This window comes from Sagittula stellata E-37 (assembly GCF_039724765.1).
GTDB lineage: Bacteria > Pseudomonadota > Alphaproteobacteria > Rhodobacterales > Rhodobacteraceae > Sagittula > Sagittula stellata.
Genome location: NZ_CP155729.1, coordinates 2,372,290 through 2,391,406 on the forward strand (window position 1 = coordinate 2,372,290; position 19,117 = coordinate 2,391,406).

Annotated in this window: 15 protein-coding genes; 5 read left to right on the plus strand and 10 right to left on the minus strand. The window is 65.9% G+C overall.

Translation table 11 applies throughout. From position 1 onward, the window contains the following. The first annotated feature begins 1 nt into the window (after position 1). The gene (locus ABFK29_RS11285; RefSeq protein ID WP_040604388.1) at positions 2–1,477 is read left to right on the plus strand and encodes a carboxypeptidase M32; all 1,476 of its coding nucleotides are present in this window, start codon (positions 2–4) and stop codon (positions 1,475–1,477) included. Between the two features lie 124 nt (positions 1,478–1,601). Here the strand turns inward: ABFK29_RS11285 and ABFK29_RS11290 are convergent, their stop codons facing one another. The 4 genes from ABFK29_RS11290 to gyrA form a co-directional block, all read right to left on the minus strand. After that, the gene (locus ABFK29_RS11290; RefSeq protein ID WP_040604389.1) at positions 1,602–1,952 is read right to left on the minus strand and encodes a DUF6614 family protein; all 351 of its coding nucleotides are present in this window, start codon (positions 1,950–1,952) and stop codon (positions 1,602–1,604) included. Between the two features lie 137 nt (positions 1,953–2,089). Further along, entirely contained in the window at positions 2,090–2,482 is a 393-nt protein-coding gene (locus ABFK29_RS11295) for a hypothetical protein (RefSeq protein WP_005858012.1), read from the minus strand. A 102-nt stretch (positions 2,483–2,584) separates the two neighbouring features. Then, positions 2,585–3,442, minus strand: a complete 858-nt coding sequence (locus ABFK29_RS11300; RefSeq protein ID WP_005858013.1) for a LysR family transcriptional regulator — start codon at positions 3,440–3,442, stop codon at positions 2,585–2,587. Positions 3,443–3,788: 346 nt separating this feature from the next. Continuing rightward, positions 3,789–6,524 carry a DNA gyrase subunit A gene (gene gyrA / locus ABFK29_RS11305; RefSeq protein WP_005858015.1) on the minus strand — a complete coding sequence of 912 codons (2,736 nt, stop codon included), beginning with the start codon at positions 6,522–6,524 and terminating at the stop codon, positions 3,789–3,791. Positions 6,525–6,716: 192 nt separating this feature from the next. On the opposite strand from gyrA, the gene ABFK29_RS11310 reads away from it, so the two are divergent. Beyond that, positions 6,717–6,986 (plus strand): usg protein, encoded by a 270-nt coding sequence (locus ABFK29_RS11310; protein ID WP_005858017.1) that lies wholly within the window; start codon positions 6,717–6,719, stop codon positions 6,984–6,986. Between the two features lie 52 nt (positions 6,987–7,038). Here ABFK29_RS11310 and ABFK29_RS11315 read toward each other — a convergent pair whose 3' ends face one another. The 3 genes from ABFK29_RS11315 to hemB all read right to left on the minus strand — a co-directional run bounded on the left by ABFK29_RS11315 (position 7,039) and on the right by hemB (position 11,239). Continuing rightward, positions 7,039–9,315: a transglycosylase domain-containing protein gene (locus ABFK29_RS11315; RefSeq protein WP_005858019.1), complete on the minus strand. Its 2,277-nt coding sequence runs from the start codon at positions 9,313–9,315 to the stop codon at positions 7,039–7,041. A 122-nt stretch (positions 9,316–9,437) separates the two neighbouring features. Next, complete coding sequence (locus tag ABFK29_RS11320; RefSeq protein ID WP_005858021.1) at positions 9,438–9,992, minus strand: YSC84-related protein; 555 nt, start codon at positions 9,990–9,992, stop codon at positions 9,438–9,440. A gap of 251 nt (positions 9,993–10,243) precedes the next feature. After that, a complete protein-coding gene (gene hemB / locus ABFK29_RS11325) occupies positions 10,244–11,239 on the minus strand; it encodes a porphobilinogen synthase (protein WP_005858023.1) in 996 nt (331 codons plus the stop codon). Between the two features lie 185 nt (positions 11,240–11,424). Here hemB and ABFK29_RS11330 point away from each other — a divergent pair, with 185 nt between their 5' ends. The 3 genes from ABFK29_RS11330 to ABFK29_RS11340 all read left to right on the plus strand — a co-directional run bounded on the left by ABFK29_RS11330 (position 11,425) and on the right by ABFK29_RS11340 (position 16,185). After that, positions 11,425–11,952 carry a hypothetical protein gene (locus tag ABFK29_RS11330; protein ID WP_040604455.1) on the plus strand — a complete coding sequence of 176 codons (528 nt, stop codon included), beginning with the start codon at positions 11,425–11,427 and terminating at the stop codon, positions 11,950–11,952. A gap of 389 nt (positions 11,953–12,341) precedes the next feature. Then, entirely contained in the window at positions 12,342–15,821 is a 3,480-nt protein-coding gene (mfd, locus tag ABFK29_RS11335; RefSeq protein WP_005858026.1) for a transcription-repair coupling factor, read from the plus strand. Between the two features lie 109 nt (positions 15,822–15,930). Next, a complete protein-coding gene (locus ABFK29_RS11340) occupies positions 15,931–16,185 on the plus strand; it encodes an excalibur calcium-binding domain-containing protein (RefSeq protein WP_005858028.1) in 255 nt (84 codons plus the stop codon). A gap of 259 nt (positions 16,186–16,444) precedes the next feature. Here the strand turns inward: ABFK29_RS11340 and ABFK29_RS11345 are convergent, their stop codons facing one another. From ABFK29_RS11345 to ABFK29_RS11355, 3 genes are read right to left on the minus strand one after another with little or no spacing between them, the layout of a single operon-like run. Then, positions 16,445–17,518 (minus strand): methyltetrahydrofolate cobalamin methyltransferase, encoded by a 1,074-nt coding sequence (locus ABFK29_RS11345; RefSeq protein ID WP_005858030.1) that lies wholly within the window; start codon positions 17,516–17,518, stop codon positions 16,445–16,447. Further along, positions 17,515–18,183 carry an HAD family hydrolase gene (locus tag ABFK29_RS11350; RefSeq protein WP_040604391.1) on the minus strand — a complete coding sequence of 223 codons (669 nt, stop codon included), beginning with the start codon at positions 18,181–18,183 and terminating at the stop codon, positions 17,515–17,517. Before ABFK29_RS11350 ends, ABFK29_RS11345 begins: the two co-directional genes overlap by 4 nt. Beyond that, the gene (locus ABFK29_RS11355) at positions 18,180–19,112 is read right to left on the minus strand and encodes a methylenetetrahydrofolate reductase (RefSeq protein WP_040604392.1); all 933 of its coding nucleotides are present in this window, start codon (positions 19,110–19,112) and stop codon (positions 18,180–18,182) included. The genes ABFK29_RS11350 and ABFK29_RS11355 overlap by 4 nt, the downstream gene beginning before the upstream one ends. Positions 19,113–19,117 lie beyond the last annotated feature (5 nt).

The following is a 19,117-nucleotide window of genomic DNA, read 5'->3' on the forward strand; positions in this document are numbered from 1 at the left end:
CATGCAAGCATTCGACGAATTGATGGCCTTCCAGCGCGACACCGAAGCGCTGGCCCAGATCGCCGGACGCCTGTCCTGGGACCAGGAAACCATGATGCCGCGCGGCGCCGCCGACCAGCGCAGCGACGAACGCGCGGCGATGGAGGCGGTGCTCCACCAGCGCCGCATCGACCCCCGCGTGCGCGACTGGCTGGAGGCGATCCCCGGCGACGACCTGTCCGAACACGACCGTGCCAAGCTTCGGCTGATCCGCCGCGACCACGACCGCGCGGCCAAGGTGCCCGAACGGCTGGCGACAGAGATCGCCCGCACCGTCAGCCGGGGCCATGTCACATGGGCGGAAGCACGTGCAGACGACGACTTTGCCGCCTTCGCGCCGGTGCTGTCCGAGATCCTCGCCCTGCGCAAGGAAGAGGCTGCGGCCCTGGCCTGCGGTGGCAATCTCTACGATGCGCTGCTGGACAAATACGAACCCGGCGCACGCGGCGAAGATCTTGTCGCGATGTTCGGTGCGCTCCGCCCGAGGCTGGTGGCGCTGCGCGAGGCGGTCTTGTCGAAGCCCGCGTTGCCCGGGCTGACGCAATCCTTCAACGAGCGGGGCCAGATGAAGCTGGCCCGCCTGCTGGCCAAGACGTTCGGCTACGACTTCCACAGGGGACGCGTCGACAAGGCCGTGCACCCGTTTTCCTCCGGCTCGGGCGATGACGTGCGGATCACCACCCGCACCGTGCCGCTCGATCCGTTCAACTGCCTCTACTCGACGATTCACGAGGTCGGCCACGCCGCCTACGAACAGAATGTCGATCCGTCCTATCGCCTGTCGCCGCTTGGCCAGGGTGTGTCGATGGGCGTGCATGAATCGCAAAGCCGCATCTACGAGAACCAGCTTGGCCGCTCGCGTGCGTTCTGCGGCTGGCTGTACCGCCAGATGCGGGACACTTTCGGGGACTTCGGCATCCCCGACGAGGACACCTTCTACGGTGCGGTGAACCAGGTGCGGAACGGCTACATCCGGACCGAGGCGGACGAACTGCAATACAACCTGCACGTTCTCTTGCGTTTCGATCTGGAACGCGCGCTGGTCGCGGGCGATCTGGAGGCCATCGACCTGGAGGCGGCTTGGAACGACCGTTTCCTGGCCGACTTCGGGTTCGAGGTGGACAAGCCCTCGAACGGGGTGCTTCAGGACGTGCACTGGTCGGCGGGCCTGTTCGGTTATTTCCCGACTTACACGCTTGGCAATGTCTACGCCGGCTGCCTGCACAAGTCGCTGACCGCCGCGGTGCCGGACCTCGACGCGCAACTGGCGCAGGGCGATACGTCTGCCGCGACGGCGTGGCTTCGGGACAACCTGCAGCAGCACGGAAGTCTCTACCAGCCGCGCGCCCTGATCGAGAACGCCACCGGCAGCGCGCCCTCCGAAGAGCCGCTTCTGCGGTATCTCGAAACGAAGTTCACCGCGCTCTACGACCTATAGGCGCCGGGCCGGGTCTGCCGATCCTTCCGGCCAGAGATCCGGCCAGAGATCCGGTCAGAGATCCGGCCGGGCATCCGGGCGTGCCGCAACCGGCGCGCCCGTGCCCGGCCAAAAGCGCCACGCTTCAGATCAGCGCCATGCGCTCCGCCCGCTCCGGATCGGGGAAGGGGCGGTAAAGTCCCGTGTCGGCCACCGCGATCAGTTCATGCACGGTGCGATACAACCCCTCGACGGTGTCGTCATGTGCGCCAAGCGCCCGGAACGCCGTGTCGAGCTGCGTCATGTCCTTCACCTCGATCTCCAACAGGAAATCGCGGTGCGCGCCTGACGAGAGGTTCAGCTTGCGGCGCAGCAGCCTCCAGTCCTCGATCGCGCCGATGCCGCGCAAGTGGGACATCCAGTCGTCCACCGCCTTGGCAAAGACAAGCGCCTTGGCATCGTTCTTCAGGTCGATTGCACATGTGTACAGGTTCATCGCATCTCCTCCGACCGTGCAGGAGTGCACCCGTTTGCCTTTCAGTCGGGTTAAGACAAAAAAAGAGGTGGCTCCGAAAAGCCACCTTCAGTCAGAGTAGTGCAGTAGTAGTACAGTGAAATGCTTTCTGAAATCTCCTAGAGCGCCGCGCGCCAGCCACCACGCACAAGGCTGTGGTCGCCGCCACCGGCAAGAATAACGGGAAGGGCGAGGCACGCCACGATGGCGGCGCTCAGATAGGGTTGCGCCGTCATCCGGTCGAGACCGGGCAGCAGCAGCGCCATTGCGGCATAGGTCGTCAGCCCCAAGGCCGCCACCATGCGCGTCCGCACGCCGAACATCAGCGAGGCGGCGATCAGCCAAAGCAGGCCGGACAGGATCGTCGCGACCAGAGGGGCATGGGCGCCCTGCAGCAAAAGGGCGTCAGGCGATTGCGGGGGAAGGATGAAGTGCTCGGACGCGGTATACGCCAAGGCACCTGCCAGTGAGATGCGCAAACCGCACATCAAACCGTCGAGGCTCTTTGCCATGAATTCTGCCTGCTCGCATTTATTGCTTTGTTAAAAACACTGAATCATCTTTAGCGTGTTTTCAACTGCAGGATGAGTAAACCCGACGTTGCAGAAATGAAATTACTCTGCGGCGGCGCGTTCGGAGAGCGTTGTCTCGTTGTCCTGGAAACAGCCCAGCACGTAATCCACGGTGTTGCGGATCACAGGATCGTCGCGGCGGGTCTCGTGGTAGAACATCCACACTTCGATGATGTGCGGCGGGCTGTCGGGATCGAAGACGACCAGCTCCGGATCGTGCAGTCCGATCACGTCGGGCAGGGGGCCGGCGTAACCCGCGGACTTGATAACCCCCGCGACGGCGTCCGCGCCGCTCAACCGGACCTTCGGCGGCTTGTCGAAGGCGTCGAAACCGAAGCGCTGGAACGACACATTGTCGAGCCGCGCGCTGTAGCCCGCCCAATGCTGCGGCTCCGGCACGTCGACCGGCCGGTAGAGACGGGCCGCCAGCCGCCCGATCCGCCGCGTCACGACGCGGCCGTCGGCGGGACGGTTCAGCTGGACGACGATGTCATGATCGCCGAGACCGTCCTTGAAGAAACGGTCGGTCAGGTGCAGCTCGATGCCGTCGAGCAGGTCGTTGTAGCGGCCCATGCCGGGGATCAGGATGTGGCGCGCGATGAAGGGCACGGCACCCAGCTTCACACGGACCGGCGCGGTGTCTTTGCCGACCTTGGCATGCAACGCGGTCTGGATCTGGCCGTCGAACGTCTGGGCGACCTGGATCAGGTCCTTCACCGCTTCGGACGGCTGCCAACCCCCGGGCGTCTTGACGAAGGCCGCTTCACCGAGCGCCTCGGACAGCCTGTCGATGCGGCGCGACACCGTCGCGGTGTTGGTGCCCAGCATCATTGCCGCCGCCTTCATGGTGCCGGTGCGGGCCAGCGCCACCAGAAACCTGAGGTCGTCCCAATTTTCCATAGCAGTTCCCCGAAGGTAAGCCTGACAAGATGCGGGATATCGACCCGGGTGCAGGAAACACTCCAGCCAAGACGGCGGGCGCCTATTAACCTTTAGGTAGATCATGCCAGTTACGCAATGACGAGCTTGCGAAAAGAGGGGGCGAGATCAGTCTCGAAAGTATAGGTTCATGTGGCTGATTTCATTATCCAAACCACCTGCACTCCAAAGGTTAACGTAGTGTTAACTACGCCCATAGGTTGAATCTGCTCCTTAAACGGCTGGCACCTGAACGAAAATCGGCCCGGCGCAGGGCCGGGCCGCGATCTGTTTTCGCAGAGTCAGGAAGGGGTGGAAGGACGGGGCGTCAGTCGTCGCCGGAGGCCTCGGGCTCTTCGTCGGCCTGATCGGCAATCCACGCCACCGAAACCACCGTTTCCTCTGCACCCGTGTTGAACACCCGCACGCCGCCCGCACTGCGCGACCGGAACGAGATGCCGTCCACCGGCACCCGGATCGATTGGCCGGTCGAGGTCGCCAGCATGATCTGGTCGCCCTGTTCCACCGGGAAAGAGGCCACGATGTCGCCGCCGCGCATGGATTTCTCCCACGCCGTGACACCCTGGCCACCACGTCCGCGCACAGGGTAGTCGTGCGACGACGACAGCTTGCCCAGGCCCCGCGCGGTGATCGTCAGGATCAGGTTCTCCGCCGCCGACATCTCGGCGTAGCGCTCCTGCTCCAGAGGCGCATCCGCATTGCCGTCCTCGTCGCTGCCCTCGTCCTCCGTCACGCCGGCCATCAGGCGGCGCATCTTCAGATAGCTGGCCCGTTCGTCCGACTCCGCCTCGAAGTGGCGGATCACCGACATCGACACGACCTCGTCGCCGTTTTTCAGACGGATGCCCCGGACCCCGGTGGAATTGCGCGAATTGAAGACCCGCACCTCCGGCACCGGGAAGCGGATCGCCCGGCCGGAGTTCGTGACCAGCATCACGTCGTCCTCCTCCGAACAGATGCGCGCGTTGATCAGGCGGGTGTTCTCGTCCTCGCCCTCGAACTTCATCGCGATCTTGCCGTTGCGCATGACGTTGGTGAAATCCGACAACCGGTTGCGCCGGACAGAACCCTTGGAGGTCGCGAACACGATCTGCAAATCGTCCCATTCGTCCTCGTCCCGGTCGACGGGCATGATCGCGGCGATCGACACGCCTGTCGGGATCGGCAGGATGTTGACGATCGCCTTGCCCTTCGACGTGCGCCCGCCCAGCGGCAGGCGCCAGGTCTTCAGCTTGTAGACCATGCCGTCCGTGGTGAAGAACAGAAGCTGCGTGTGCGTGTTGGCGACGAACAGCGTCGTGACGACGTCGTCCTCCTTCAGCCCGCCGCCGGACAGCCCCTTTCCGCCGCGCTTCTGCGCGCGGAAGTCGGCCAGCGCCGTGCGCTTGATGTAGCCGCCCGCGGTGACGGTCACGACCATGTCCTCACGCTCGATCAGGTCCTCGTCGTCCATGTCGCCGGCCCAGTCGACGATCTCCGTGCGGCGCGGCACGGCGAACTCTTCACGGATGGCGGTCATCTCCTCGCGGATGATGCCCATGATCCGCTCGCGGCTGGACAGGATTTCGAGGTAGTCCTTGATCTTGGCGGCCAGGTCTTCCAGCTCGTCCGTGACTTCCTTGACACCGATCTGGGTCAGGCGCTGCAGCCGCAGGTCGAGAATCGCGCGCGCCTGGGTTTCGGACAGGTTGTAGGTGCCGTCCTCGTTGGCCTTGTGGGTCGGATCGTCGATCAGCGCGATGTAGGGTAGGATGTCCTGCGCGGGCCAGCGCCGCTCCATCAGCCGCTGCCGGGCCTCCGGCGCGTCGGCGGACGACCGGATCGTCGCGACGACCTCGTCGACGTTGGAGACGGCCACCGCCAGACCGCACAGCACGTGCGACCGCTCCCGCGCCTTGCGGAGCAGGTAGGCGGTGCGGCGGGCGATCACGTCTTCGCGGAAGTCGAGGAAGGCCGAAAGGAACCCGCGCAGCGTCAACTGCTCCGGCTTGCCGCCGTTCAGCGCCAGCATGTTGCAGCCAAAGGACGTCTGCATCGGCGTAAAGCGGTAAAGCTGGTTCAGTACCACCTCGGCGGTGGCGTCGCGCTTCAGCTCCACCACAACCCGCACGCCGTCGCGGTCGGATTCGTCCTGAACGTGCGCGATGCCCTCGATCTTCTTGTCACGCGCCGCCTCGGCGATGCGCTCGATCATCGTGGCCTTGTTCACCTGATAGGGGATGGCGCTGATGACGATGGCATAGCGGTCCTTGCGGATCTCCTCGACCGTGGTTGCGGCCCGGATGATGACCGACCCGCGCCCTTCGAGGTAGGCCTTCCGCGCACCGGACCGGCCCAGCATGAGGCCCCCGGTGGGGAAGTCCGGACCCTTGACCCACTCCATCAGATCTTCGGAACTGAGGTCGGGGTTGTCCATCAGCGCCAGCGTCGCGTCGATGACCTCGCCAAGGTTGTGCGGCGGGATGCGCGTCGCCATACCGACGGCGATACCCTCGGCGCCGTTGACCAGCACGTTGGGAAAGCGCGCGGGCAGGACCGTCGGTTCGCGTTCCTTGCCGTCGTAGTTGTCCTGGAAATCGACGGTGTCCTTGTCGATGTCGCTCAGCAGTTGCAGCGCCGACTTGGCCAGACGGCTTTCGGTGTAACGCATGGCCGCCGGCGGATCGCCGTCCATGGAGCCGAAGTTGCCCTGGCCGTCGATCAGCGGCAGCGACATGGAAAAGTCCTGCGCCATGCGGACCAGCGCGTCGTAGATCGCGGAATCGCCGTGCGGGTGGTAGTTGCCCATCACCTCGCCAACGGATTTCGCCGACTTCCGATACGACTTGTCGGGCGTGTAACCGCCTTCGTGCATGGCAAAGAGGATGCGCCGGTGCACAGGTTTTAGACCGTCGCGCAGATCCGGAATCGCCCGGCTCACGATCACGCTCATCGCGTAATCGAGATAGCTCGACTTCATCTCGTTTTCGATGGAGATCGAGGGGCCGCTGTGGCTCGGACGATTTTCTTCTTCGTTTTCAGGTGGTTCGGGCGTATCGGTCACGTCTGGGGCCTGTCCGTCGTTCTGCCATATCTTGTTGGCGCATCTATATCAGATGCAGGATATGGGGTGCAATGCCGCCGGGGGCGGTGGTTTTGGCAGCCACTGGATATGACTGCTAACACACTGTTTTCATTGAAAAGTAATAACGCCCTCGGCACCATGCTCTTACGGCAAACTCCAAGGGCAAACAAGATGCAGATGACCGAAACCGAAATGATGTTGAAAGGCTACGGGCTGACCACGGCAGAGATCTTCTATCGCATGCCGGACTACCGCAATGTGCTGAACACCTTCGTCTGGCAGGACTACGATCTGGCGCCGGACCATCCCAGACTGTTCGGCTTCATCGAGTTCTGGCAGGACAGCATAGAGGGTCCGCTGCATTCCATCCGTTTCACCCACCGCAAGATGATCTCGCCCGGGGAATGGCGCAACGTGGTCGGCGAGTTCCGTTACCACTAGGACCGGCAGACGGGCGGCACGCGACCGCCCAACCCCCATAACGCTTCAACCTTTACTGCGTGCAGATTTCCCGCGGTCCGCCGCCATAGGGCTGGAACGTGCAGTCGGCTTCCCGGAACGACCGGTAGGCGCGTTTACAGGCTCGGACGTCGCACTGCTGCTGCGCGGTGGTCTGCCCGGCGGTATCCGCCAACGACCGGATCATGAGGTCGCGCAACCCGCTGACGTCGCCGGTCCGCAGTTCCCGCTCCATCGTGCGGCGCAGGTCGTCGATGTCCTTGCCCCGCACCTGTCCGTCGGCCTCGATCCGCGACAGGGCGGCCCCCAACACAGTTTCCAGTTCGGAACGCGACGCGTCTTCGGTATCGCGCGGCACGGGCCGCACGGCTGCGGCAACCGCCGGCGCGCCCGTTTCGTCCGAGCCCGAGGTCGCCGGGGGCTCTGCCACTTGCGGAAGGCGGACGTCCATGCCCTGCGCCGCCGTCAGGAAGTCCGACCAGATCTCCGCCGGTAGCGACCCCCCGGTGACTTCGTCCATGGGCGAATTGTCGTCGTTGCCGACCCAGACGCCGACGATCAGCGCATCGTTCCAGCCGACGAACAGCGCGTCGCGGAAGTTCTGGCTGGTGCCGGTCTTGCCCACTGCGCCGGGCACGTCCGCCACCGCCTTGCCGGTGCCGTCCGTGACAACGGCCCGCAGCAAACCCGCCATGTCCGCGCGTGCGTTCATCAACTCTGCGGTGCGCCCGGTCGTCTCCGGTATCTTCCATTTCAGCGGATAGTAGGTCCGGTCGGTGCCCGCCGTGATCCCGCTGACGAAATGCGTCTCGAACGGCGCGCGCCCGGTCGCTATGGCGCCATAGGCTGCCGTCAGCTCCAGCAACGACACACCCGAAGCGCCAAGCGCGACAGAGGGGGTCTCGGACAATTCGGCGTCGATGCCCAGAAGCCGCGCGGTCTTCACCACATTGCCGATGCCCACGTCCATGGCCAGCCGAACCGCCGCCGCGTTCATCGACTTCGCAAACGACGTGGCCATCGGAACGTCGCCGTGGAACCGGCCGCCGAAGTTTTCGGGCGCATAGCCGTCGATGTCGATGGGACGGTCGGAAATCTTCGTGCCCGGGCGGTAGCCGTCGGCCAGCGCGGTCAGGTACACGAAGGTCTTGAAGGTCGATCCCGGCTGCCTCTGCGCCTGCGTGGCCCTGTTGAACTGGCTCACCTGGTAGTCCTTGCCGCCAACCAGCGCCGCGACACTGCCGTCGGGGCGCAGCGCCACCAGCGCCGCCTCCATCGGGAGGCCCGCCATCCGGTCCTGCACCGCGCGCTCTGCCAGCCGTTGAAGCTCCGGGTCGAGCGTCGTGCGCAGCGCCGACGCGCCCGAGAAACGCGCCGCAAGGGACGCGCCCTCGCGCGCCGCGATGTCCGCGAACCAGCCGCCATAGGGCCGCTCGCCCGAGGAGGGTGCCATCACGGTCAGCTCGGCCAGGGCGGCGTTGGCGGCGTTCTCGTCGATGCTGCCGCTCGACACCATCGCGCGGATCACCACCTGTGCCCGGTCGCGCGCCGCGTCCATGTCGTTGCGCGGGTTGACGACCGAAGGTGCCTGTATCGAGGCCGCCAGAAGCGCGCTTTCCGCGAGGCTCAGATCCTCGATCCGCTTGCCGAAATAGACCTGCGCGGCGGACGGCATCCCGTAGGCCCCGCTACCCAGGTAGATCCGGTTGAGATACATCTCGAGAATCTCGTCCTTGCTGTGCGCCGATTCCAGTTCGCGGGTCAGAAGCGCCTCGTGCAGCTTGCGCTTATAGGTGCGCTCCGGCTCCAGGTAGCTGATCTTCACGAGCTGCTGAGAGATGGTGCTGCCGCCCTGGACGATCTCTCCGGCGGCGGCGTTGGTCCAGAACGCCCGCCCGATGGAGCGGTAGTCCAGCCCGCCGTGGTCGCGAAACCGCTGGTCCTCGATGGCGATGACGGCGTTTTCCAGCGTGTCGGGAATGCGGTCGATGGTGGCATAGTCGGTGGGACTTTCGCCGCGCATGAACAGCGGCCCGCCGGTGGCGTCCTCCAGCCGCAGAGGCCGGTCGCGCCGCGCTTCGAGCGCGTCGAGATCGTCCAGCGAGGCCACGGCCACCGAGACGCTTGCGGCCCCCAGCAGGGCGACCGTGCCCAGTGCCAGCGCCGTTCGGGTCTTCCACCCGGACCGGCGCAGCCTGCGCCCGGCGCCGGACGCAAACCTGTGCGCGCCGCCCAAAAGCTGCTTGCCGTGATGCCGGATGGCGTTGCGGGAGGTGGACGCGCGGTCCCGTGACGTCTGCTCGGTGGTCATTCTGGTCTCTCCTGTCGGAGGACCAATGCCCAAATCCCTGTCCCGTTCCCCGCAGGTGCAAAAAATGCCAAAGGCGCGGCCGAATGGGCCGCGCCGTCCGTCATGCGCTCAGATCGGGTCTATCAGGGGATAATGCGCGTGTACTTCACGCCTTCCAGCGTCGCGCCGACCCGCAGACCGGATTGGCCGAAGATCACCGCGATCACCGGCGCAAGCGAGGTGGTGGTCTCGGCTGCCAGCGCCTCGCCCTTTTGCGGGGTGGCATAGGCGATACCCGCGCCCGCGGCGAAACCGCCCGAACGGCGGAAGGTCTGCAGCGCGTCGTCGGTCATGAAGAACAGGACATGGCTGTACTGCTGGACACCGATCTGCAGACCGCCGGAGGCCTTGACCATGTTGTAGTAATCGACCGTCGCGCCACCGATCCGCAGCGCGCCGTTGCCGCCGCCGCCGCCAAAGCCCAGGCCCGCCTCCGTCACCAGCGGCATGACAAGCAGACCCGCGGATTTGTCCGCCAGTTGCCGGGTCGCAGGGTAGTCGCGGTAAAGTTGTGCAAGCGTGGCGTCGACCCTCGCGTCGATGGTCGCTCCGCCTCTGCCGCCGACGCCATTGGCGCAGGCGCCCAGAAGCCCGACGGCCCCAAGGCCGAGAAATACGTCGCGTCGCGTATGTGTCATGGTGTGCTCTTTTCTGCCGATGCCTCGTTCGTCCGGCTTTGCCGCCGGTTGCCCCGCTTATACGCGCGCGTGCGGGGATTGTCACCTCAACTTGTGGTCGATGGGCAAAGACCCGCTATTGATTGGGGCAGGTGCCTTGCGGCCGGGCACGATCGCCTGCGCCCCGCGTGGGGCCGCCGACGCAACGTCAGCCCGCGGCCCTCTGCAAGGCGTTGAAATCGTTGACCCGCCCCGGGTGAGTGTACAGCGCCTCAGCCGTTCAGCAGGCGCGCGGCGGCGGGGGCGAAATAGGTCAGCACCCCATCGCAGCCCGCGCGCTTGAAGGCGGTCAGGCTTTCGATCATGACCTTCTCGCCGTCGACCCAGCCGCGTTCGCCGGCACCGGCCAGCATCGCGTATTCGCCCGACACCTGGTAGGCGAAGGTCGGCGCGCCGAAGGTGTCCTTGGCACGGCGGCAGATGTCGAGATACGGCATCCCCGGTTTCACCATGATCATGTCGGCGCCTTCGTCCAGGTCGCGGGCGACCAGCCGCATCGCCTCGTCGGAATTGCCGGGGTCCTGTTGGTAGGTCTTCTTGTCGCCCTGCAGCGCGCCCGAGGCGCCGACCGCGTCGCGGAACGGCCCGTAGAAGGCCGAGGCATACTTCGCGGCGTAGCTCAGCAGCAGGACGTCCTGATGGCCCGCGCTTTCCAGGGCCGAGCGGATCGCGCCGATGCGCCCGTCCATCATGTCGGACGGCCCGATGATGTCGGCACCCGCCTCGGCCTGGCTGAGCGCCTGTTTGACCAGCGCCTCGACCGTGCGGTCGTTGACGATCACACCGTCTTCGACAAAGCCGTCATGGCCGTTGATGTTGTAGGGGTCGAGCGCCACGTCGGTCATCACCGCGATGCCCGGCACCGCCGCCTTGATCGCGCGGGTCGCGCGGTTGGACAGGTTGTCCGGGTTCCACGCCTCGGCGCAGTCCTCGGTCTTCAGCGCGGGGTCGGTGTAGGGAAAGAGGCAGATCGCGGGGATACCCAGCGCATGTGCCTCGCGCGCGGCCTCCACCACCTTGTCGACCGACAGCCGGTTCACCCCGGGCATGGAATGGATCGGCTCCGACACGCCCTCGCCGTCGCGCACGAAGACCGGCCAGATGAAGTCCGCCGGGCTCAGCACCGTCTCGGCCACCAGCGCGCGAAGCGCGGGCGTGCGGCGCAGACGGCGGAGTCGCAGGGCGGGGAAGGGGGCGGGGCTGTGCATCGGGCATCTCCTTTGGCGTCGCGCCAAGGGATGCACCCGCCGTCCCCGCTTGTCCAGTGGCCCGCCCGCGACGAATTGGGACCGGCCGCGACGGCCCCCCGGCCTGCGGAACCCGACTGTTTGACGCTGGGCATTTCCGTGCACGCGCGCTAGTAAGTCCGAACGGCAGCAGGGAAATGGCAGGCATGGACTGGTACGGCACGGTTTTCGAAGTGATCGACATGCGGTCCTTCTCCAACCTCTGGTTCTGGATCGTGCTCGCTGTCCTTTGGTCGTCGACCAGCCATTGGGTGCTGGGCGTGCCCTTCGACATGGTCGCCCGCGCGCGCCGCAGCGGCGGTCAGGCGGAGCAGGACCTGGAAGACCTGGTGCGCATCAACACCAACCGGTTTCTCTACATCGTCGACGAATCCGGACTGTTCCTGTCGGCGCTGACCTCCGCCTTCCTGTCGGGCGCCGCGATCCTGGGGTTCTGGTACGGGGTGGAACTGGCGCAGGCGCTGTTCCTGCTGGGCTTCCCGATGACGCTGGTGGGATTGCTGAGCGTCTATTCCGCGCGACGTATCCGGGCGGGCGAACAAGCCGGAGAACGGCTGTGGCGGCGGCTTCGCCTGCACCGCGTTGTCACCCAGATGATCGGGCTGGTGTCGATCTTCGTCACCGCCCTTTGGGGAATGTTCCAGAACCTCTCTGTCGGCGTTCTGGGAGGCTGACCGGCGGGCAGGGCGGCGCAAAGCCCCGCCCTACGGGATGGTGTCGCTTGTGGCCCCGCTGCGGGCGACGATCCTTGGCGGCGGCTCCGGGACTCACCAGAAGAAAGCCCGCTTTCCTCCGGTTCCGTCCCTCGCCCGCGCCTTGCCTGACAGGGCCGCAGCCCCGCGCCAAGCAAAATAGCCGCATCCCCCTTGCGGGGGCCCCTCGGCGATTTGGCTTGTCCCGGTGCGCCGTCCCCGTCGTGGCGTCGCCAGGCGACGGACGGCTCCGGAAGAAAGCCCGCGGGGGATGGGGTGCTTCGGGCGCTCTTGCCGGAGGGCGGCGCGGGATCGGATGCGGCGAGAGGTCGTGCTTGACGGCGCCGCACGGTCGGGCCATCTGAGGCGGCATGGCTGGACAGGTGATCATCGGCGGCGCCCCCGAGGGCTTTGACGCGCGGCTCGTGCTGGGCGAGGTGGCGAAGGTGGGCGGGCCGGTGGTGCACATCGCCCGGGACGACAAGCGGCTGGCGGCGATGCGCGATGCGCTGGCCTTCTTTGCCCCCGACATGCCGGTCGTGGTCTTCCCGGCCTGGGACTGCGTGCCCTACGACCGTGTTTCGCCCAATGCCGACATCTCGGCGGCGCGCATGGCGACGCTGGCGGGGCTGGCGCACGGCATGCCGGAGCGCTTCGTCCTGCTGACCACGCTGGGCGCGGCCATGCAGCGTCTGCCCGCGCGCGAGGTGCTGCGCGAGGCGGCCTTCACCGCCCGCGTTGGCGACCGCGTCGACGAGGAGGCCCTGCGCGCCTTCCTCGTGCGTATGGGCTTCAGCCAGGCGCCCACGGTGACGGAGCCGGGCGACTACGCCATCCGGGGCGGCATCATCGACATCTACCCGCCGGGCGAGGGCGGCCCGGTCAGGCTCGACTTCTTCGGCGACACGCTGGAGGGCGCGCGCCGTTTCGACGCCGCGTCCCAGCGCACGACGGAAAAGCTCGACGTAGTGGAACTGGCGCCGGTGTCCGAGGTCATCCTCGACGAGGCGGCGATCCTGCGCTTCCGCCAGAACTACCGGATCGAGTTCGGCGCGGCGGGTACCGACGACCCGCTGTACGAGGCGGTGAGCGCGGGCCGCAAACACGCCGGGATCGAACACTGGCTGCCGTTCTTCCACGACCGGCTGGAAACGCTCTTCGATTACCTGCCCGGCGCGCCGGTGCTGATGGACGACCAGTTGACGCCCGCGCGGCTGTCGCGCTGGGACAGCATCGCCGATCAGTACGACACCCGCAAACACGCGCTTTCGCAGAAGAAGACGCTGGGCAGCACGGTTTACAAGCCCGTCCCGCCGGACCTTCTGTACCTCGACGACGGCGCATGGGAAGAGGCGCTTGGCGACCGCCGCCGCGTGCAGTTCCATCCCTTGCCGCAGGCCACCGGGCCGGGCGTGGTGGATGCGGGCGGGCGCATCGGGCGCAACTTCGCCCCCGAGCGCCAACAGGAGAACATCAGCCTGTTTGCCGCCCTCGCCGACCACGTGAAGAAGAAGCTGGATCAGGGGCCGGTGGTCATCGCGTCGTGGTCCGAAGGGGCGCGCGAACGCCTGACCGGCCTGATCGAGGACGAGGGCCTGGCCGAGGTCATCCCGATCCCGAACGCCACCCGCGTGGGCAAACGCGGGCTGCACCTTGCGGTCTGGGCGCTCGACACAGGGTTCGAGGCCCCGTGGGAGGCCGCCGGCGACAAGGGCCGGATCACCGTTGTCTCGGAACAGGACGTGCTGGGCGACCGGCTGATCCGTAAACCGGCGAAGCGCCGCAAGGCCGAGAACTTCCTGACCGAGCATCAGTCGCTGTCTCCGGGCGACCTCGTGGTGCACGTCGACCACGGCATCGGCCGCTACATGGGGATGGAGGTCATCACCGCCGCGGGCAGCCCGCACGAATGCCTGCTGCTGCAATATGCCGAGGACGCGAAGCTCTACCTGCCGGTCGAGAACATCGAACTGCTGTCCAAGTACGGGCATGACGAAGGTCTGCTCGACCGGCTGGGCGGCGGCGCGTGGCAGGCGAAGAAGGCGAAGCTCAAGGAACGCATCCGCGAGATGGCCGACCGGCTGATCCGGATCGCCGCCGAACGCGCCCTGCGCAAGGCGCCGATGCTGGACCCGCCGCCGGGCGCCTACGAAAGCTTCGCCGCGCGCTTCCCGTACTCGGAAACCGACGACCAGCTTGCCGCCATCGAAGACGTGATGGACGACCTCCAGTCCGGCCAGCCGATGGACCGTCTGATCTGCGGCGACGTGGGCTTCGGCAAGACCGAAGTCGCCATGCGCGCGGCCTTCGTCGCCGCCATGTCGGGCGTGCAGGTGGCGGTGATCGCGCCCACCACGCTGCTGGCCCGCCAGCACTACAAGTCCTTCGCCGAACGTTTTCGCGGCTTCCCGCTGGAGGTCGCGGCCCTGTCGCGCTTCGTCCCGGCGAAGCAGGCCGCCAAGACCCGCGAGGGCATCGCCAAGGGCACCGTCGACATCGCCATCGGCACCCATGCGCTTCTGGCGAAGACCATCCGCTTCCAGAACCTCGGCCTGCTCATCATCGACGAGGAACAGCGCTTTGGCGTGCAGCACAAGGAACGGCTGAAACAGCTCCGCTCCGACATTCACGTGCTGACCCTGACCGCCACGCCGATCCCGCGCACCCTGCAACTCTCGCTGACCGGCGTGCGCGACCTGTCGATCATCGGCACGCCCCCCGTCGACCGCCTGTCGATCCGAACCTACGTCTCGGAATTCGACCCGGTCACCGTGCGCGAGGCGCTGCTGCGCGAACACTATCGCGGCGGGCAGTCCTTCATCGTCGTGCCGAAGATCACCGACCTGCCGGAGATCGAGGAGTTCCTGAAGGAGCAGGTCCCCGAATGCACCTACGTGGTGGCCCACGGCCAGATGGCGGCAGGCGACCTCGACGAGCGGATGAACGCGTTCTACGACGGCAAGTACGACGTGCTGGTGGCCACCACCATCGTCGAATCCGGCCTCGACATCCCGACCGCCAACACCATGATCGTGCACCGCGCGGACATGTTCGGGCTCAGCCAGCTTTACCAGATCCGGGGCAGGGTGGGCCGCTCGAAAACCCGCGCCTACTGCTACCTGACGACCAAGCCGCGCGCCAAACTGACCGCCACCGCCGAAAAACGCCTGCGCGTGCTGGGGGCCATCGACATGCTGGGCGCGGGCTTCAGCCTCGCCTCGCAGGACCTCGACATCCGTGGCGCGGGCAACTTGCTGGGCGAGGAACAGTCCGGCCAGATGCGCGACGTGGGGTACGAACTTTACCAGTCGATGCTGGAAGAGGCGATTTCCAAGATCCGCTCCGGCGAGATGGAGGGCCTGACCGAGGAAGACGGCCAATGGGCGCCGCAGATCAACCTCGGCGTTCCAGTCCTGATCCCCGAAGACTACGTGCCCGACCTCGACGTGCGGCTGGGTCTCTACCGTCGCCTGTCGTCGCTGACCACCAAGGTCGAGCTGGAAGGTTTCGCCGCCGAGTTGATCGACCGCTTCGGCAAGCTCCCGCGTGAGGTGAACACGCTTCTGCTGGTCGTGCGCATCAAGGCGATGTGCAAGCGGGCGGGCATTGCCAAGCTGGACGGCGGGCCGAAGGGCGCGACGATCCAGTTTCACAACGACAAGTTCGCCTCGCCCGAGGGGCTGGTGGCCTTCATCAACGCCCAGAACGGGCTGGCGAAGATCAAGGACAACAAGATCGTCGTCCGCCGCGACTGGAAGAAGGACCGCGACAAGATCCAGGGCGCCTTCGCCATCGCCCGCGATCTGGCCGAGCACGCAGGCGCACTGAAAAAACGCACCGAGAAGGCCTGACAGGGACAGACCCCCGCGCCGGAATTTAGGTGGCGCCGTGACGTTTCCCGTTTGGCGGATGCGCCGGTTTCGTTAACGTGCCTGAACGAAACGTTAACGGGTGTATGTCATGCGAGTCCTTTCCATTGTCCTTCTCATCGCCGCCGCGTCCTCTGCCACGGCAGAGCCGCTTTCCGCCGCCGACTTGCGTGCGCGGCTGACGCCGTATCAGACCGCCCAGGCGTACGATTGTCGCGACGTGAGCTGCAAACGGCTGCGGTCCTGCGAAGAGGCCTGCTTCAAGCTGATCCAATGCGGGCAGTCGAAACGCGACGGCGACCATGACGGCATCCCCTGTGAAAACCTCTGCCGGTCCCGTTGCTGAAGAAAACCGGCATCCTGGCCCCGATGTTCACGCGGTCGTGAAGGGCAATATAGCCGTTTTCCTGCTCCGCGCCCGATATCCGGCTGGCTGAAGGCGCCTTCCGGCGTTTCGGCCTGTTTGGAGGCGGCGGGAGGGTTAACAACCGGCCGGTTCAGGGGGCCAAACCGGCCGGGACTCACCTTTAGAAAACGTAAACGGCGCGCGGTTAAGGGACCGCGCGCCGTATGTCTTGACGGTTTCGGGGGCGTTTCGTGGACGCTCAGGCCCGGCGACGACGCCCGCCACGGCGCCCACCGGCACCGCCACCGGCCTCACCGGCGGGTTTGTTAAAGGCGATCCAGGCCGCGCCACCGTCGTCGTGGTTGGTCAGAAGGTTGGCGGCGCGGATGGCTTCCATCTCCTTGCCGGCGCGCGGTTTGGTCGAGCCCATCCCGAACAGCGTGACGAAGGTTTCGTCGTCCATATCCTCCCGCAGGATGATGCCTGCGGCCTCAACCTGTTGTTTCTTCTCGGCAATCTTCGCCGCGTTGATCGGCAAGGCCACCGGGTTCATGATCGCGGAGGTCATGCCCGCGCCCATAGCCATCGGCAGGAAGGCGTTGTTGATGCCGTGCCGGTTGGGCAGGCCAAAGCTGATGTTGGACGCGCCGCAGGTGGTGTTCACCCCCAGTTCCTCGCGCAGGCGCCTAACCAAGGTAAACACCTGGTGACCAGCCGTGGCCATCGCACCGATAGGCATCACCAGCGGGTCGACCACAATATCGTGTGCCGGGATGCCGAAATCGGCGGCGCGTTCCACGATCTTCTTGGCGACCGCGAACCGGACCTCCGGATCTTCGCTGATGCCCGTGTCGTCGTTGGAAATCGCCACGACCGGCACGTTGTATTTCTTCACCAGCGGCAGAACCAGTTCCATCCGCTCTTCCTCGCCAGTGACGGAGTTCAGGAGCGGGCGCCCCTCTGCCGCCGCCAGGCCGTTCTCCAGCGCGCCGGGAACGGAGGAGTCGATGCACAAAGGAACGTCCACAACCTTTTGAACACACTCGACAAGTTGGCGCATCAGCTCCGGCTCGACAAAGTTGTTGTCGGCATAACGCGGGTCCTCGGCCATCTTGTTGGAGAACACCGCGCCAGAGTTGATGTCGAGCACCGTCGCACCCGCCGCGACCTGCGCGATGGCGTCCGCCTCCACGCGCGAGAAATCGCCGCGCTCCAGCTCCTCGTTGAGGATCTTGCGCCCGGTCGGGTTGATGCGTTCGCCAATCACACAGAACGGCTGGTCGAATCCGATGATCGCGGTTCTGGTCTTCGACTCGACGACGGTACGGGTCATGTTGTGGTCTCTCCCTTCAATCGCGCGCACAAAGCGTCGAGCGATATGTCCTTGAAATCCTGTAGTGTTTCTCGGGCGCCGGCGGCCCGCAGCGTGGCATCGTCGAGGCTGGAGCGGATGCCGATGGCATAGGCGCCGGACCCCGCCGCCGCCCGCATCCCCGAGGGGCTGTCTTCGAACGCGATGCAGTGGCTGGGCGTGACGCCAAGCTGGCGCATCGCCTCAAGGTAGGGCATCGGATCGGGCTTCCCGCGCTCGCATTCTTCCCCGATTACAATGACTTCGAAGGCGTTCCTCAACTCGATTGCCTGCAGCATCGCTTCCGCGTTGGCGCGCATGGCGTTGGTCACCACCGCCAGCCGCCAGCCATCCGCCTCTGCCGCGCGCACCAGAGCCTGCACCCCCGGCATCCCCGGATAGGGACGCGGCAGCCGGTTGCGGAACTCCGCCTCCTTCGCCTCCGACAGGCCCTGTGGATCGTCCAGGTCGGGCAGGATTTCCGCAAAGATATCAACGTTCAGGCGGCCATGCACCTTGGCTATGTAGAACTCGTGCGTCACCTCGATGCCGTAGGGGGCCATCATGTCGGCGAAGACACGGGCGTGGATCGCGTCCGTGTCCAGCATGGTGCCGTCGAGGTCGAAGAGCAGCGCGGGTTTGGTCATCCGTTTGCCGGGCGCGCCGCGTCGCCGCCGTTGTCGATGGCCCATTGTGCGTTGGTCTTGATACCGCCCAGCGGGAAGAAATGCACCTGCGCGATGCCGAAGTCCGGGTTGGCCGCCTTGTAGGCGGCCAGTTCGGTCAGCACCTCGGTCGGCTCGTAGGGCAACAGCAGCTTTGTCACGTCCATAGCGCGCTTCTGCAGCACCTTGAGCGAGGGGCCGACGCCGCAGGCGATGGCGAACTTGATCAGCGTCTGCAGCTTGGCGGGGCCTGCGATCCCGATGTGGACCGGCAGGGAAATTCCTTCTGCGTTCAGGCGGTTGACCCATGCGATGATCGGCTTTGCCTCGAACGCGAACTGTGTGGCGAGCGCCATCTGCGCATCCGTCCGCTCCGAGAACGACTGCTTCCAGCGCAGCGCCTCCATCACCGCGCGGTCAGAACCGTCGGGGTCGATGTCCTTGTTGCCTTCGGGATGGCCCGCGACGTGCAGCCGCTTGAAGCCCGCCTTGTCGAAGAGGCCGGTCTCCATCAGTTGCATGGAGCAATGGAAGTCGCCCTGAGGCTCTGCCACGCCACCGGCCAGAAGCAGCGCCTGTTCCACGCCCGCCTCGCCCTGGTACATGGCGATCCAGTTTTCCAGCGTCGCGGCGTCTTTGATGATGCGCGCGGGGAAGTGCGGCATCACGTTGTAACCCTCGGAGGACAAACGCTTTGCGGTGGCTACCATCTCTTCGATGGGGGTGCCGTCGATGTGGGCGATGTAGACCCGGGTGCCGTCCGGCAGCAGGTCCCGGAAGTTGTCCACCTTGGCGGCCGTGCGCGGCATGACCTCGATGGAATAGCCCTTCAGGAAGGCCTCCACGGCGGCATTGCCCGGGGTCTCGGTGAAAGGGCGGTCTTCGCGTTTACGAAATTGGAACAATGCCATGAGAG

Coding starts and splice junctions, on each gene's coding strand:
- ABFK29_RS11285 (WP_040604388.1), top strand. CDS start 2: ATGCAAGCATTCGACGAATTGATGGCCTTCCAGCGCGACACCGAAGCG.
- ABFK29_RS11290 (WP_040604389.1), bottom strand. CDS start 1,952: ATGAACCTGTACACATGTGCAATCGACCTGAAGAACGATGCCAAGGCG.
- ABFK29_RS11295 (WP_005858012.1), bottom strand. CDS start 2,482: ATGGCAAAGAGCCTCGACGGTTTGATGTGCGGTTTGCGCATCTCACTG.
- ABFK29_RS11300 (WP_005858013.1), bottom strand. CDS start 3,442: ATGGAAAATTGGGACGACCTCAGGTTTCTGGTGGCGCTGGCCCGCACC.
- ABFK29_RS11310 (WP_005858017.1), top strand. CDS start 6,717: ATGCAGATGACCGAAACCGAAATGATGTTGAAAGGCTACGGGCTGACC.
- ABFK29_RS11315 (WP_005858019.1), bottom strand. CDS start 9,315: ATGACCACCGAGCAGACGTCACGGGACCGCGCGTCCACCTCCCGCAAC.
- ABFK29_RS11320 (WP_005858021.1), bottom strand. CDS start 9,992: ATGACACATACGCGACGCGACGTATTTCTCGGCCTTGGGGCCGTCGGG.
- hemB (WP_005858023.1), bottom strand. CDS start 11,239: ATGCACAGCCCCGCCCCCTTCCCCGCCCTGCGACTCCGCCGTCTGCGC.
- ABFK29_RS11330 (WP_040604455.1), top strand. CDS start 11,425: ATGGACTGGTACGGCACGGTTTTCGAAGTGATCGACATGCGGTCCTTC.
- mfd (WP_005858026.1), top strand. CDS start 12,342: ATGGCTGGACAGGTGATCATCGGCGGCGCCCCCGAGGGCTTTGACGCG.
- ABFK29_RS11340 (WP_005858028.1), top strand. CDS start 15,931: ATGCGAGTCCTTTCCATTGTCCTTCTCATCGCCGCCGCGTCCTCTGCC.
- ABFK29_RS11345 (WP_005858030.1), bottom strand. CDS start 17,518: ATGACCCGTACCGTCGTCGAGTCGAAGACCAGAACCGCGATCATCGGA.
- ABFK29_RS11350 (WP_040604391.1), bottom strand. CDS start 18,183: ATGACCAAACCCGCGCTGCTCTTCGACCTCGACGGCACCATGCTGGAC.
- ABFK29_RS11355 (WP_040604392.1), bottom strand. CDS start 19,112: ATGGCATTGTTCCAATTTCGTAAACGCGAAGACCGCCCTTTCACCGAG.